The sequence below is a fragment of the Novosphingobium marinum genome (assembly GCF_013408095.1).
GTDB lineage: Bacteria > Pseudomonadota > Alphaproteobacteria > Sphingomonadales > Sphingomonadaceae > Novosphingobium > Novosphingobium marinum.
The window spans coordinates 701,284-715,137 of sequence record NZ_JACBZF010000002.1; the positions used below are offsets into that span (position 1 = coordinate 701,284).

The 13,854-nt window shown below is 66.7% G+C and carries 17 protein-coding genes; 16 read left to right on the forward strand and 1 reads right to left on the reverse strand.

The genetic code is table 11. The features are described from left to right. Positions 1–2: 2 nt before the first annotated feature. From rpsN to rpmD, 6 genes are read left to right on the forward strand one after another with little or no spacing between them, the layout of a single operon-like run. The gene (rpsN, locus tag FHS75_RS08160) at positions 3–308 is read left to right on the forward strand and encodes a 30S ribosomal protein S14 (RefSeq protein ID WP_179407180.1); all 306 of its coding nucleotides are present in this window, start codon (positions 3–5) and stop codon (positions 306–308) included. A gap of 13 nt (positions 309–321) precedes the next feature. After that, positions 322–717 (forward strand): 30S ribosomal protein S8, encoded by a 396-nt coding sequence (rpsH, locus tag FHS75_RS08165; protein ID WP_179407181.1) that lies wholly within the window; start codon positions 322–324, stop codon positions 715–717. Then, positions 717–1,250: a 50S ribosomal protein L6 gene (rplF, locus tag FHS75_RS08170; protein WP_179407182.1), complete on the forward strand. Its 534-nt coding sequence runs from the start codon at positions 717–719 to the stop codon at positions 1,248–1,250. The genes rpsH and rplF overlap by 1 nt, the downstream gene beginning before the upstream one ends. Before the next feature lies 1 nt (position 1,251). Then, positions 1,252–1,590 (forward strand): 50S ribosomal protein L18, encoded by a 339-nt coding sequence (rplR, locus tag FHS75_RS08175; protein ID WP_179407183.1) that lies wholly within the window; start codon positions 1,252–1,254, stop codon positions 1,588–1,590. Between the two features lie 2 nt (positions 1,591–1,592). Next, complete coding sequence (rpsE, locus tag FHS75_RS08180) at positions 1,593–2,339, forward strand: 30S ribosomal protein S5 (RefSeq protein WP_373284985.1); 747 nt, start codon at positions 1,593–1,595, stop codon at positions 2,337–2,339. A 5-nt stretch (positions 2,340–2,344) separates the two neighbouring features. Next, on the forward strand, positions 2,345–2,533 hold the full coding sequence (rpmD, locus tag FHS75_RS08185; protein WP_179407184.1) for a 50S ribosomal protein L30: 189 nt from the start codon (positions 2,345–2,347) through the stop codon (positions 2,531–2,533). 70 nt (positions 2,534–2,603) lie between these two features. On the opposite strand, the gene FHS75_RS08190 is transcribed toward rpmD, so the two are convergent. Next, on the reverse strand, positions 2,604–4,109 hold the full coding sequence (locus tag FHS75_RS08190; protein ID WP_179407185.1) for an ArnT family glycosyltransferase: 1,506 nt from the start codon (positions 4,107–4,109) through the stop codon (positions 2,604–2,606). A 204-nt stretch (positions 4,110–4,313) separates the two neighbouring features. Here FHS75_RS08190 and rplO point away from each other — a divergent pair, with 204 nt between their 5' ends. The 10 genes from rplO to FHS75_RS08240 all read left to right on the forward strand — a co-directional run bounded on the left by rplO (position 4,314) and on the right by FHS75_RS08240 (position 13,745). Beyond that, positions 4,314–4,802, forward strand: coding sequence for a 50S ribosomal protein L15 (gene rplO, locus FHS75_RS08195; protein WP_179407439.1), 489 nt, complete (start codon positions 4,314–4,316; stop codon positions 4,800–4,802). A gap of 163 nt (positions 4,803–4,965) precedes the next feature. Further along, complete coding sequence (gene secY / locus FHS75_RS08200; RefSeq protein ID WP_179407186.1) at positions 4,966–6,333, forward strand: preprotein translocase subunit SecY; 1,368 nt, start codon at positions 4,966–4,968, stop codon at positions 6,331–6,333. Positions 6,334–6,364: 31 nt separating this feature from the next. Further along, complete coding sequence (locus FHS75_RS08205; RefSeq protein WP_179407187.1) at positions 6,365–7,012, forward strand: adenylate kinase; 648 nt, start codon at positions 6,365–6,367, stop codon at positions 7,010–7,012. After that, on the forward strand, positions 7,012–7,722 hold the full coding sequence (locus FHS75_RS08210; protein ID WP_179407188.1) for an SRPBCC family protein: 711 nt from the start codon (positions 7,012–7,014) through the stop codon (positions 7,720–7,722). The genes FHS75_RS08205 and FHS75_RS08210 overlap by 1 nt, the downstream gene beginning before the upstream one ends. A gap of 329 nt (positions 7,723–8,051) precedes the next feature. Beyond that, complete coding sequence (rpsM, locus tag FHS75_RS08215; RefSeq protein WP_179407189.1) at positions 8,052–8,420, forward strand: 30S ribosomal protein S13; 369 nt, start codon at positions 8,052–8,054, stop codon at positions 8,418–8,420. Between the two features lie 63 nt (positions 8,421–8,483). Continuing rightward, positions 8,484–8,873, forward strand: coding sequence for a 30S ribosomal protein S11 (gene rpsK / locus FHS75_RS08220; RefSeq protein ID WP_058736858.1), 390 nt, complete (start codon positions 8,484–8,486; stop codon positions 8,871–8,873). 105 nt (positions 8,874–8,978) lie between these two features. Next, complete coding sequence (locus FHS75_RS08225) at positions 8,979–10,037, forward strand: DNA-directed RNA polymerase subunit alpha (protein WP_179407190.1); 1,059 nt, start codon at positions 8,979–8,981, stop codon at positions 10,035–10,037. A 92-nt stretch (positions 10,038–10,129) separates the two neighbouring features. Then, positions 10,130–10,552 carry a 50S ribosomal protein L17 gene (gene rplQ / locus FHS75_RS08230; RefSeq protein ID WP_179407191.1) on the forward strand — a complete coding sequence of 141 codons (423 nt, stop codon included), beginning with the start codon at positions 10,130–10,132 and terminating at the stop codon, positions 10,550–10,552. A 134-nt stretch (positions 10,553–10,686) separates the two neighbouring features. After that, positions 10,687–12,348 carry a class I adenylate-forming enzyme family protein gene (locus tag FHS75_RS08235; RefSeq protein ID WP_179407192.1) on the forward strand — a complete coding sequence of 554 codons (1,662 nt, stop codon included), beginning with the start codon at positions 10,687–10,689 and terminating at the stop codon, positions 12,346–12,348. Continuing rightward, on the forward strand, positions 12,345–13,745 hold the full coding sequence (locus FHS75_RS08240) for an FAD-dependent oxidoreductase (protein WP_179407193.1): 1,401 nt from the start codon (positions 12,345–12,347) through the stop codon (positions 13,743–13,745). The genes FHS75_RS08235 and FHS75_RS08240 overlap by 4 nt, the downstream gene beginning before the upstream one ends. Positions 13,746–13,854: the final 109 nt, after the last annotated feature.

The window sequence follows — 13,854 nt, forward strand, 5'->3', positions numbered from 1 at the left end:
CCATGGCGAAACTGAGTTCCGTGAACAAGAACGAGCGTCGCAAGAAGCTCGTGAAGAAGTACGCGAACAAGTACGCGAAGCTGAAGGCTATCGCGAACGACAAGTCGCTCGACGAGACCGAGCGTCTCATCGCGCGTCTCAAGATGGCCGAGATTCCGCGCAACGCGAATCCGACCCGCGTGCGCAATCGCTGCGCCACCACCGGCCGCCCGCGCGGCTACTATCGCAAGTTCGGCCTCTGCCGCGTCGAGCTGCGGGACCTTGCCAACAAGGGCATGATCCCCGGCGTCACGAAGTCGAGCTGGTAAGGGGTAAAACCGAATGGCGATGACCGATCCCCTGGGTGACATGCTCACCCGCATCCGCAACGGCCAGCAGGCGAAGAAGGACTCCGTCCTGTCGCCCGCGTCCAAGCTGCGCGCCCGCGTGCTCGAAGTCCTCCAGCGCGAGGGCTACATCCGCGGCTTCAGCGAGGACGATACCGGCAAGCACAAGCAGCTGCGGATCGAACTGAAGTATTTCGAGGGCGAGCCCGCGATCAAGCACCTCGCCCGTGTCTCCAAGCCGGGCCGCCGCGTCTATTCGGGCAGCAAGGAGCTCCCGATCGTGCGCAACGGCCTTGGCATCACCATCGTCTCGACGCCCCGGGGCGTGCTTTCGGACAACGAAGCGCGCACCGAGAACGTCGGCGGCGAAGTGCTGGCGGAGGTGTTCTGATGAGCCGCATCGGCAAGAAGCCGGTTGCCATCCCGAATGGCGTGACCGCCGATCTCAAGGACGGCCAGCTTTCGGTCAAGGGCCCCAAGGGCACCCTGACCATGGGCCTGTCCGATCTCGTCTCCTATGAAATGGGCGACGACGGGATCGTGGTCCAGCCGGCGAACGACAGCAAGGAAGCGCGCAGCCACTGGGGCATGCAGCGTACCCTCGTATCGAACCTCGTCGAAGGTGTGACCGAAGGGTTCACCAAGACGCTTGAGATCTCCGGCGTCGGTTATCGTGCGCAGGCGCAGGGCAAGAAGCTCAAGCTTCAGCTCGGCTACAGCCACGATGTCGACATCGACGTGCCCGAGGGCATCGAGGTCAAGACGCCCGACAACACCACGGTGGAAATCTCGGGCATCGACAAGCAGCAGGTCGGCCAGCTCGCCGCCGAGATCCGTCGCTGGCGCAAGCCCGAACCCTACAAGGGCAAGGGCATCAAGTACCGCGGCGAATACGTCTTCCGCAAGGAAGGGAAGAAGAAGTAAGATGGCCAAGCTTTCCCTTTTCGACCGCCGCCGCCGTCGCGTCCGCACCGCGCTTAGAGCGCGTTCCGGCGACCGCCCGCGGCTTTCGGTGCACCGCACCGGCCGCCACATCTACGCGCAGATCATCGACGATGCGCAGGGCCGCACGATCGCCGCAGCGAACACGCTGGGCGGCAAGGGCGCCGACGTCGATGCCGCCGCCAAGGTGGGCAAGGACCTGGCCGAGGCCGCCAAGAAGGCGGGCGTGACCAGCGTCGTGTTCGATCGCGGCGGTTTCCTGTTCCATGGCCGCGTCAAGGCGCTGGCCGACGCCGCGCGTGAAGGCGGACTGGAGTTCTGATGATGGCAGACGATAACAACCAGACGGCCGAAGCAGCCGAGAACCTGACCGAGAAGAAGGTCTCTCAGGAACACCCGCAGGGCGGCGCCCCGCAGGAAACGCGCGAGCGTGGCCCGCGCGGGGATCGGGGCGACCGTGGCGGTCGCGGCGGTGGCCGCGGTCGCGGTCGCGGCCGGGACGATCGCCGTGGCGGTCGCGGTGGCGACGACGACGGCGAGGAGCTGATCGAGAAGCTCGTCCACATCAACCGCGTCTCCAAGACGGTGAAGGGCGGCAAGCGCTTCGGTTTCGCCGCGCTGGTCGTCGTGGGTGACGGCAAGGGCCGCGTCGGCTTCGGCCACGGCAAGGCCCGCGAGGTTCCCGAGGCGATCACCAAGGCGACCGCGTCGGCCAAGAAGAAGATGATCCGCGTCCCGCTCAAGGAAGGCCGCACGCTCCACCACGACGGCAAGGGCCGGTTCGGTGCGGGCAAGGTCAATGTCCGCACGGCGCCCGCCGGTACCGGCATCATCGCCGGCGGCCCGATGCGCGCCGTTTTCGAGAGCCTGGGCGTCTCCGACGTCGTGACCAAGTCGGTCGGCACCTCGAACCCCTACAACATGATCCGCGCCACCTTCGACGCGCTCACCGACCAGACTTCGCCGAAGTCGGTCGCGCAGCGTCGCGGCAAGAAGGTCGCCGACCTGCTCGGCCGTGGCGGCGCGAACGAGGCGGAGGCCCAGGCCGACGCCGAAGCCATCGCGGAGTAAGGACCATGGCCAAGAACAGCACGATCACGATCCGCCAGGTCGGCTCGCCGATCCGTCGGCCCGAGAGCCAGCGCAAGGTCCTCGCGGGCCTCGGCCTCGGCAAGATGCACAAGACCGTCGAGCTTCAGGACACTCCCGAAGTTCGCGGCGCGATCGCCAAGATCCCGCACCTCGTCGAAGTCGTCGCCGACTGAGCGAGGGTTACAGCGTAATTGAGAAGGCCCCGGTGGAAACGCCGGGGCCTTTTCGTTTCGGCGCAAAGGTTCAGCGGCGGCAGTCGCCCCACACCGCGATGGTGTCGGTGCGCTGGCGTTCGGGCGTGCGGACCATGTCGACGAGGCGGCAGTTCTCGCCGACGTAGGCGAGGACGCGGCGGTGGGTCTGTTCGTTGACCGGACCGTTACGCAGCGGATGCGCCATGACCACCGCGCCGGGCCTCAGCGCCAGGACGCGCTTCGTCTCGCCCAGCGTCGAAAGGTGGCTCGTGTCGCGCTCGATGTCGTGCGACAGGTGCGTCGGGAAAACGAGCGGCGTCGCCATCGGCTGCCCGGTCAGGCGGTAGAGCTGCGGCGGCGCATCGTAAAGCAGCAGCGGACCGCTCCCGACATGCTCGCGGACGCCTTGCGCCAGGCGCTCGATCGCCGCGCGCGACTGCGCCGCGTGCCCGTACTGGAAGGGCGAGGTGATCTGGAAGCCGAACACGGCGAGCGCGATTACCGCTCCGATGCCGAGCACGCCGCGCGACAGGAAGGCGCTTGCGGCAAGGCACAGCGGCACTAGCAGCGGGATCGCGTAGTGCAGGTAGAAGTTGGGGACCGCGACGAGGCCGACGATGCCGGCAGCCAGCCAGAGCAGCGTGAAGCGGCGACCATCGCGTTCCTGCCGGGCCAGCCCCAGGATCGCCAGCAGCGCGACCGGGGCGAGGGCCAGCGCCATGAACTTGCCGCGCACGAGCGAGGTCAGCAGGTGAGGCTGCTTGTCGAGATTGGAAGTGACCATCGCGTGCCAGTATTCGGGCCAGTGCCCGATGGCTGCGTACCCCAGCGCGATGGCGAGCGCGGGCGCAGCGCCGATCGCCGCCCAGGTCACGGCCGTTTGAGACAGCCTGCGCGGCGCAACGCCGGCGCGCCACAGCGTCCAGATGCCCAGGAGGCCGAGGAACGCGGCTTCGAACAATGCCGTCGTCTTGAGCGTGATTCCTGCTCCGGCGACGAGCATCGCGAGCAGGACCGAACGCGGCACGCGGCCTTCGCGAAGCGCGGGCAACGCGCGCCAGACGAGCAGCGCGGCACCGGCGATGAACAGGTTGTAGAACACGGGGCTCTGGCCGCCGAAACCCTGCAGCGGCGCAAGCCATAGGAGGTAGACGACGCCCGCCAGCAGCGCGCCCTGAGCGCCCGTCCAGCTTCGTGCCATGGCGGCGATGCACCAGGCGGTACCGGCGGCGAACAGCGTGGCGGCAATCTGGTAGGCCAGCGGCGCTTCGGAGAACGCGGCGATCAGCCAGAACAGTACGAAAAGTCCGAAGGGCTTGCGGTCCCAGACATCGACGTATGGCACCGCGCCGTGATGCATGGCGATGCCGACGGTGTGGTAGAACACCTCGTCGCCGTGGAGGTTGGGATCGCCGAAGGTATCGAACCGCAGCGCCACCGCGACGACCAGCAGGATCGCGAAGACCGCCGCGGGATGCAGCGCGCGGGCGCGCGTCGGCGCCGGCGTTTCCCCGGCGATCGTTTCCGGACCGGCAGCAGCGATGGTTGCGTTCACACCGAATCCCCTTGTTCCCCGCCTGCCGCTATGCGCTCCGATGGTTAACGCGAGGTTACGATGGCCGGGGCGACAGTGCGCCTCGCACGCGCCGCATCTCCCCGGTATCGGGCATGGCCGCAATAGGGGGTGACACGGCGCGCCGTATCGGCTAACGGGCCGCCTTTCCATCCAGCGCGAACAAAGCGAAAGCGAGTGCACGACATGAAACTCAACGACATCCGCGACAACGAGGGCGCCCGCCACCGGCGCATGCGCATCGGCCGGGGCATCGGCTCGGGCAAGGGCAAGACCGGCGGCCGTGGCCAGAAGGGCGCGAAATCGCGTTCGGGCGTCTCGGTCAACGGCTTCGAGGGCGGTCAGATGCCGCTCCACATGCGGATCCCGAAGCGCGGCTTCAACAACAAGCAGTTCGCCAAGGACTACGCCGAAGTGAACCTCGGCATGATCCAGAAGGCGATCGACGCGGGCAAGCTCGATGCCGGCTCGACCATCGATCACGACGCGCTGAAGGCTGCGGGCCTGGCGCGCGGCGGCAAGGACGGCGTCCGCCTGCTCGGCAAGGGCGAGTTCTCGGCCAAGGCCACCTTCAAGGTCGCCGGCGTGTCGAAGGGCGCGCGCGAGGCCGTGGAGAAGGCCGGCGGCTCCGTGGAAGCCACCGCGCCCGCCAGCGAAGAAGCGGCAGCCGAATAAGCGGGGTGCGCCGCTGCGCGATGCAGGGGCGTCCCGTCGTCCGCAGAGGTGTGCGGTGTCGATAGCCGCAGCCTGCGCGGGAATCGACGACGGGGGTTCGACATCGCCGCCCGCACACTATATGGGCGGTCCCACCCTTGAGGATTAAGGTCTTTCCAGTTCGATGGCATCACGCGCCGACAACTTCGCCAGCTCGCTGAGTCTCGCCAATTTCTCGAAGGCGACCGAGCTCAAGAAGCGCATCTGGTTCACGATCGGGGCGCTCATCGTCTTCCGGTTCCTGAGCTTCGTGCCGCTTCCGGGCGTCAATCCGCTGATCCTCGAGGATCTGTACGACCAGACGCGCGGCGGCATCCTCGACCTGTTCAACACCTTTTCGGGCGGCAGCCTCGAGCGCATGAGCCTCATCGCGCTCGGCGTCATGCCCTACATCACCGCTTCAATCGTCGTGCAGCTTGCCGCCTCGCTCCATCCGGCGCTGATGGCGCTTAAGAAGGAAGGCGAGGCGGGGCGCAAGAAGCTCAACCAGTACACGCGCTACGGCACCGTGTTCCTGTGCATGATCCAGGGCTGGTTCATCGCTTCGGGCCTCGAGGCCTACGGCGCGCAGAGCGGGCTGCAGGCGGTTGTCGACCCCGGCTACATGTTCCGCGTCGGCGCGGTCATCAGCCTTGTCGGCGGTACGATGTTCCTGCTCTGGCTTGGCGAGCAGATAACTTCGCGCGGGATCGGCAACGGCGTCTCGCTTATCATCATGGCGGGCATCGTCGCCCAGATGCCGACCTTCGTCGCCAACCTCTTCGAGGGCGGGCGCAGCGGCTCGATCAGCCCGTTCGTCGTCGTCGGCCTGGTGCTGATGATCATCGTGCTGATCCTGTTCATCTGCTTCATGGAGCGCGCGCAGCGGCGCCTGCTGATCCAGTATCCCAAGCGCGCGACGCAGCGCGGCATGATGCAGGCGGACCGCAGCCACCTGCCGCTCAAGCTCAACACCGCTGGCGTCATCCCGCCGATCTTCGCCAGCTCGCTCCTGCTGCTGCCGCTCACCATCACGCAGTTCGCGGGCAACTCGCTCTCGACCGACAGCGCGATGGGCGGTTTCGTGGTGTCGCTGAACCAGTACCTTCAGCACGGGCAGCCGATCTACATGCTGCTGTACGGTGCCGGGATCATCTTCTTCTGCTTCTTCTACACCGCGATCGTCTTCAATCCGGAGGACACGGCGGAGAACCTCAAGAAGAACGGCGGCTTCATCCCCGGCATCCGGCCGGGCAAGAATACCGCCAACTATCTCGACTACGTGCTGACGCGCATCACGGTGATCGGCGCGGCCTACCTGACGGTGGTCTGCATCGTGCCCGAGTACTTCATCGCGCAGACGGGACTGCCGATGTTCTTCCTGGGCGGCACCAGCCTGCTCATCGTGGTGAACGTGACCGTCGACACGATCACGCAGATCCAGTCGCACCTGCTGGCCCACCAGTACGGCGACCTCATCAAGAAAGCCAAGTTGAAGGGCAGGGTGCGCTAAGCGTCGCGGCTGCCATGGGGGGATACGAGAGGTGAACATCATCCTGCTTGGTCCGCCGGGGGCGGGCAAGGGAACCCAGGCGCAGCGCCTCATGGATCGCCACGGCATGCGCCAGCTTTCCACCGGCGACATGCTTCGCGCCGCCGTCAAGGCGGGAACGCCCGTAGGGCTTCAGGCGAAGGCGGTGATGGAGCGCGGCGAACTCGTCTCCGACGAGATCGTCTCGGCGCTGATCAGCGAAGAGCTGAAGGTCATGGGCGATGGCGCAGGCGCCATTTTCGACGGCTACCCGCGCACCGCCGAGCAGGCTGCCTCGCTCGACGCGATCCTTGCCGAACACGGTCGCACGCTCGACCACGTGATCGAGCTGGGCGTCGACGAGGAGGCCCTCGTCGAGCGCATCACCGGCCGCTTCACCTGCGCGAACTGCGGCAAGGGCTATCACGACACGTTCGAGCAGCCGAAGCAGCCGGGTGTCTGCGATCGCTGCGGCTCGACCGAATTCAAGCGCCGTCCCGACGACAACGCGGAAACCGTGCGTACGCGCCTTGCCGAGTATCACGCCAAGACGGCCCCGATCCTGCCGATCTACGAAGATCGCGGCATCGTGCGCCGGATCGACGGCATGGCGGACATGGACGCGGTCACCGCCTCGATCGAAGGGATCCTCGCGGGCTGATGCGCTTGCGGCTAGCCTTCGCGGCATTCGTCGCCGTCCTCGCCGCCGCCCCGGCGCATGCGGCGGTCGAGCGCCAGTCGGACGCGGGTTTCGTCATCCGCCATCTCGCCGACGTTTCCGCGACGCCCGGCGAAGTGTGGGACGTGCTGGTGAAGCCGTCCGAGTGGTGGAACGGTGAACACACCTACACCGCCGATGCGGGCAACCTGTCGCTCGATACGCGCGCCGGCGGATGTTTCTGCGAAATCCTCCCGAACGAGGACAGTCCGCGTGCTTCGCCGCGCGGCAGCGTCGAGCACATGCGCGTCGTCTACATCGAGAAGGACCGCGCGCTGCGCCTGTCGGGCGCGCTGGGGCCGCTCCAGTCCGAGGCGCTGAACGGCACGCTGACCTTCATGCTCAAGCCGCAGGGCGATGGCACGCGCATCCTCGTCGAATATGTCGTTGGCGGCTACATGCGGCTGCCAGCCGGGCCGATATCGGGGGCGGTCGACCAGGTGATCGGCGGCCAGCTTGCCAGCCTTGCGGGCAAGTTCGGTCCGGTGGCGCTTCTCGAGCCGGAAGCCGCCCCCGGGAATGATGGGGCCGGGGACGACGCCGTTGTGGAAGAACCCATCGCGGATGAGCCCGCCGCCGAGGAGCCCGAGGCCGACGAGGGTGACGAGCGGGACGGAAGCGACGAGTTCGACAAGGCTTTCGAGGGGCGCTGACCCGCGCCGCGCAGGACCTTTGACGAGCCGCGAGCGATATAGTAGGTATACGCTCGTGCATGACGGGTGGGTGTCTTCGATCGGGTATCGACAGGCAACGCACGCCGCGCGGCTCGCCGGGCGTTGACAGCTTGTGCGAATCATTCTAAGCGCGCCTTTCACACGACAGGAACGGCCAGGTCCGGCAGGCGGAAGCATGAGCGTGCGCCAACCGGGCTTTTTTCCATTTGGCCTGACCGTTTTCGTCGAGGTGTCAACGCGATGAGATAGGGGATCGCGGACGGTCGCAATGGCCCTTTCCGCAAGCCCCTGTGGAGCAGGAGAATTAAGTGGCTCGTATTGCCGGGGTCAATATCCCCACCAACAAGCGCGTGATCATCGCGCTTACCTACATTCATGGTATCGGCCGCACCAAGGCGGTCGAGATTGCCGACAAGCTCGGTATCGATCATGCCCGCCGCGTGCAGGATCTTTCGGACTCCGAAGTCCTCCAGATCCGCGAGACGATCGACGCCGATCACACGGTCGAGGGCGACCTTCGCCGCGAGACGGCGATGAACATCAAGCGACTGATGGACCTGGCCTGCTATCGCGGCCTGCGTCACCGCAAGGGCCTTCCGGTCCGTGGCCAGCGCACGCACACCAACGCGCGCACCCGCAAGGGCAAGGCCAAGCCGATCGCCGGCAAGAAGAAGTAATCAGGAACCCACGCACGGGTTTCAGGTTCGAACTTTCGCGACATCTGACAGGACACCGATACCATGGCACGCGAACCCCAGCGCATCAAAAGGCGGGAGCGCAAGAACATCTCGAGCGGCATCGCCCACGTGAATGCCAGCTTCAACAACACGATGGTCACCATCACCGACGCCCAGGGCAACGCCATCAGCTGGTCCTCGGCCGGCATGATGGGTTTCAAGGGCAGCCGCAAGTCCACTCCCTACGCCGCGCAGGTCGCGGCCGACGACGCGGGCAAGAAGGCCGCCGAACACGGCGTCCGGACGCTCGAAGTCGAAGTCAAGGGACCGGGCTCGGGCCGCGAGAGCGCGCTCCGCGCCCTGCAGGCGGTAGGCTTCACCATCACCTCGATCCGCGACGTCACGCCGATTCCGCATAACGGCGTGCGCCCTTCCAAGCGTCGCCGCGTCTGATCGAGTCCTTCGGCGGCGCACCGTCTCGCGCCGCCACCCGAATGGATCGGCCGCGGCCCGCACGGGCGTCGCGGCCGTAACCGCAAGTTAACCCAGGGGAAGTCCATGACTGTCAACATCAAGAACTGGCAGGAACTGAAGAAGCCCAACAGCCTTGAAATCAAGCCGGGAACGGACTCCAAACGCCGCGCGACCTTCGTCGCCGAGCCGCTCGAGCGCGGCTTCGGCCTGACGCTCGGCAACGCGCTGCGCCGCGTGCTGCTCTCCAGCCTTCAGGGCGCCGCGATCACCTCGATCAAGATCGAGAACGTGCTCCACGAATTCTCCTCGCTCGCCGGCGTGCGCGAGGACGTCACCGACATCGTCCTGAACGTCAAGCAGATCGCGCTCAAGATGCAGGGCGAAGGCCCCAAGCGCCTTCAGCTTTCCGCGACCGGTCCCGCCGAAGTGAAGGCAGGCGACATTGCCGTTTCGGGCGACATCGAGGTGATGAACAAGGATCTCGTGATCTGCCACCTCGACGAAGGCGCGACGCTCAACATGGAGCTCACCGCCGACACCGGGAAGGGCTATGTCCCGGCGGTCCAGAATCGCCCGGTCGATGCGCCGATCGGCCTGATCCCGGTCGATTCGCTCTACTCGCCGGTTCGCCAGGTTTCCTACAAGGTCGAGAATGCGCGCATCGGGCAGGAGCTCGACTTCGACAAGCTGAGCCTGACGCTCGAGACCGACGGCACCGTCACGCCGGAGGACGCGGTCGCCTATGCCGCGCGTATCCTGCAGGACCAGCTCGCGCTGTTCGTCCACTTCGAGGACATCGCGCCGGTCGGTGCGCCGCAGATGATCGGCATGGCGGCGCCCGCGCAGGAAGAGAGCGACACCAACCAGCTCAACCGCTACCTTCTCAAGAAGGTCGACGAGCTCGAACTGTCGGTGCGTTCGGCCAACTGCCTCAAGAACGACAACATCATCTACATCGGCGATCTGGTCCAGAAGACCGAGGCCGAGATGCTGCGCACGCCGAACTTCGGCCGCAAGTCGCTCAACGAGATCAAGGAAGTCCTGTCCTCGATGGGCCTTCGCCTCGGCATGGACATCCCGGGCTGGCCGCCCGAGAACATCGAGGAAATGGCCAAGAAGCTGGAGCAGGAACTGCTCGGCTGACCGGCTGACGAACGGGGCATGGGCCGGACCCCCTCAATCCGGCCCGTACCGGGGTACCTCGCACGGCCCCTTTACGAACGGAGTGAATTGAAATGCGTCACGGAATTTCGCAGCGCAAGCTCGGTCGCAAGAGCGGCCACCGCACGGCCCTGTTCCGCAACATGGCCGCCGCGCTCATCAAGCACGAGCAGATCCAGACCACGCTGCCCAAGGCCAAGGAACTGCGTCCCTACGTCGAGAAGCTGATCACGCTGGCCAAGCGCGGCGGTCTTTCGAATCGTCGCCTCGCGCACAGCCGCCTGCTCGATCCCGCGCAGGAAAAGAAGCTTTTCGAGGTTCTGGCCGAGCGTTACGCCGGTCGCGACGGCGGTTACACGCGGATCATCAAGGCGGGCTACCGCGCATCGGATGCCGCGCAGATGGCGATCATCGAATTCGTCGACCGCGACACCGAGGCCAAGGGCCAGGATTCGGGTCCGGTCGAAAACGAGGAAGTCGAATACGAAGAGGCATAAGGCCTCTGTATCGCAAGCCTGAAGGGCGGCGCGGTCGATCCGCGCCGCCCTTTTGTTTTGCGTGCGACGCCCGCCTTGACCGCGCGCGCCGAACCCGACAGCCTGCGGCCCGAAACGATACCCGGGAGAGCACGATGGCAAATGGCGCGGCAAGGTTCGGCGCCGGTCCGAAGACGGTCGGCGGCACGCTTGTCGCCGCCGCGAACCTTCACGGCGAGGCTCCCGCGCTCGTATTCGACGGAGTGCGTTCGAACTGGCGGGACCTGCTCGCCGAAGTGCGCGAGATGGCGCGGCGCCTTGTCGGCGCGGGCGTCGCGCGGGGCGAGCATATCGGCGTGCTCATGCCCAACTGCCGCGACTACGTGGTGCTCTACTATGCGACCCAGCTGGTCGGCGCGCGGGCGGTCCTGCTCAACTCGCGCTACCGGCCCGACGACCTGGCCTACGTCATTCCGAAGGCGGACATCGACGTGCTCTTCGTCGGCGGACACGCCCGCGAGCATTGCGACTACCGCCCGATGCTCGAGGAAGCGCTGCCCGGCATCGCGCAAGCCTTGCCGCTCGCCGGGGCGCCGCGACTGCGCTCGATCTACGAACTTGGCGACACGCGCGAGGGGCCGTGGCCGCAGCTTGCGGAGCTTGACGAACGCGCGGCGGGGATATCGCCGGACGAGGTCGATCGCAGGGCTGCGGAAGTGGAACCCGACGATGTCGGCCTGATGATCTTCAGCTCGGGCACCACGTCGCGCCCGAAGGCCTGCATGCTCACCCATCGCTCGCTGACCGACAGCGGCGAGGCGCTGGCCGAACGCTTCCGGCTGGGGCCAGAGGACGTCGTCTGGGACCCGCTGCCGCTGTTCCACATGTCGACGATCCTGCCGCTGGCCGCCTGTCGCGCCGCCGGGGCCTGCTTCATCGGCATGTCGCATTTCGATGCCGACGGCGCGATGGACCTGCTCATCCGCGAGCGCCCGACGGTCCACTACGCGGGTTTCCCGACGATCGTCGGCGCGCTGGTCCAGCATCCGCGCTTCCCCGAGTACGACCAGTCGCGCCTGCGTATCAATCACGTGGTCGGGCCGCCCGATCTCCTGCGGCGCTATGCCGCCTCGTTTCCAGGCGCGGTGCCGGTCAACAGCTACGGCCTGACCGAAGCGACCGGCGTCGTCTGCTACAGCCCGCTCGACGATCCGCCCGAGTTGCTGTTCGAGACAAACGGCCGCGTGTTCGACGGAACGGGGGTCAGCATCCGCGATGCCGGGAACCGTGAGCTTCCCGATGGCGAACCCGGAGAGATCTGCCTTTCCGGTTTCCAGATCTTCGCGGGCTATTACGAGGACGAGGATGCCAACCGCAAGGCTGTCGACGATGCGGGCCGGCTGCATACCGGGGACCTAGGGCGGATCGGGCCGGGAGGAAGGCTCGTCTACGAAGGGCGGCTCAAGGACATGCTCAAGATCGGGGGCGAGAACGTCGCGGCCGTCGAGATCGAGGGCTTCCTGATGCGCCACCCGGCCATCGCCATGGCACAGGTGGTCGGCGTGCCCGATGAGCGGCTGATGGAAGTCGCCGCCGCCTTCATAGAATGCGCGCCCGGCGAAACCGTCGCCGAGGCCGAAGTGATCCGCCACTGCCTGGGGCAGATCGCCAGCTACAAGATCCCGCGCTACGTCCGGTTCGTAAGCGACTGGCCGATGAGCGCCACGAAGATACAGAAGTTCGTCCTTCGCCGCGATTTCGTGCCGACCGGGCGCATAGACCTCGCCGCTTTCCGCGCCGCAGAGGACGCCGGGTGAGCGATACCGACTACGACGTCATCGTCATCGGCGCGGGCGGGGCGGGGCTGGCGGCGGCCTCTGCCGCATCGGAGGAGGGCGCGCGCGTGCTGGTGGTGGAAGCGGCGGACCGCACCGGCGGTTCGACCGCGCTTTCGGGCGGCGTGTTCTACGCGGCGGGAACCTCGCTCCAGCGAGAAGCCGGGATCGAGGACGACACGCCCGAGGCGATGTTCGCCTATTACATGTGGCTCAACCAGTACAAGCTGGAGCCGGGCCTCGTCCGGCGGCTTTGCGAGGATGCGACGCCCGCGTTCGAGTGGCTGCGCCGGATCGGCGTCGCGTTCGACACCGACGGGCTCTATGCCTCGGGCGTCGACAAGGTGCGGCGCGGGCACCGCGCGGCGGGCATGGGTGCCGCGATCGCCGAGGCGCTCGAAGGCTCGTTCGCCGGGCGCGGAGTGGATGTCGCGCTGTCTACGCGTGTCGAGGACCTGCTGGTCGAGGAAGGCGCGGTGCGCGGCATCCGTGTTGCCGGGGAGCCGGTGCGCGCCCGTTCGGTCATCGTCGCGAGCGGCGGCTTCGGAGCGAACCCCGACATGCTGGCCGCGCTCTACCCCGACGCTGCCCGTCACGGCGACCTTCACTGGTACATCGGCGCCGATACGTGCCGGGGGGACGGCATCGCGATGGGTCGCAAGGCGGGCGCGGCGATCAGCCATCCCGACAACCGGGGGCTGCTCCTCCTGACGCCGGGTTTCGCAAAGGAGCTTGAAGTCTACCTGCCCGGATGGCTGGTCATGGTGAACCGCCTGGGCCTGCGCTTCATCGACGAGACCATCGAGTATTCAGTGCTGTCGCAGGTCATGAACGCGCAGCCCGAGCGGGACTGTTTCGCGATCTTCGACGAGGCCTCCCGCGCGGCATCGAAGAGCACGCCGGAGCGGCCTGCACCGAACTGGGAAGCCGAACGCCTGCTCGATCATGTCGCGGACGGCCTGGTCGAGCGCGCCGACTCGCTCGACGCGCTTGCCGGCAAGCTGGGAGTCCCCGCCGCCGCGCTTCGCAACACGGTCGCGCAGTACAATGCCGACGTCGCGCATGGCGAGGATCGGGCCTTCTTCAAGCCGCCAGACATGCTGCGGACGATCTCGGAACCGCCGTTCTACGCCGCGCGCATCCGAGCCGCGATCGTGTGCTGGACCGGGACGGGCCTGAGGATCGACACCGGAGCGCGTGTCCTCGGCACCGACAACGCGCCGGTCCCCGGCCTCTACGCGGCAGGCGAGACGACGGGGGGCATGTTCGGGGAATGCTATGCCGCAGGCGGTGCTTCAATCGCCAACGCGGTGGTGTTCGGCCGGATCGCCGGCGCGAATGCTGCCCGAGCCACCGCCTCACAGGACAGGCGTTCATAAAAAAGACGATAAACCTTAACAACTGCTGCAACGGCAGTTCAGCGTCACCTCACGGGGGCCCTGCTAGAAAGGGCATGCAATCGGGCAATCCGGCCCGACCAACCGAGAG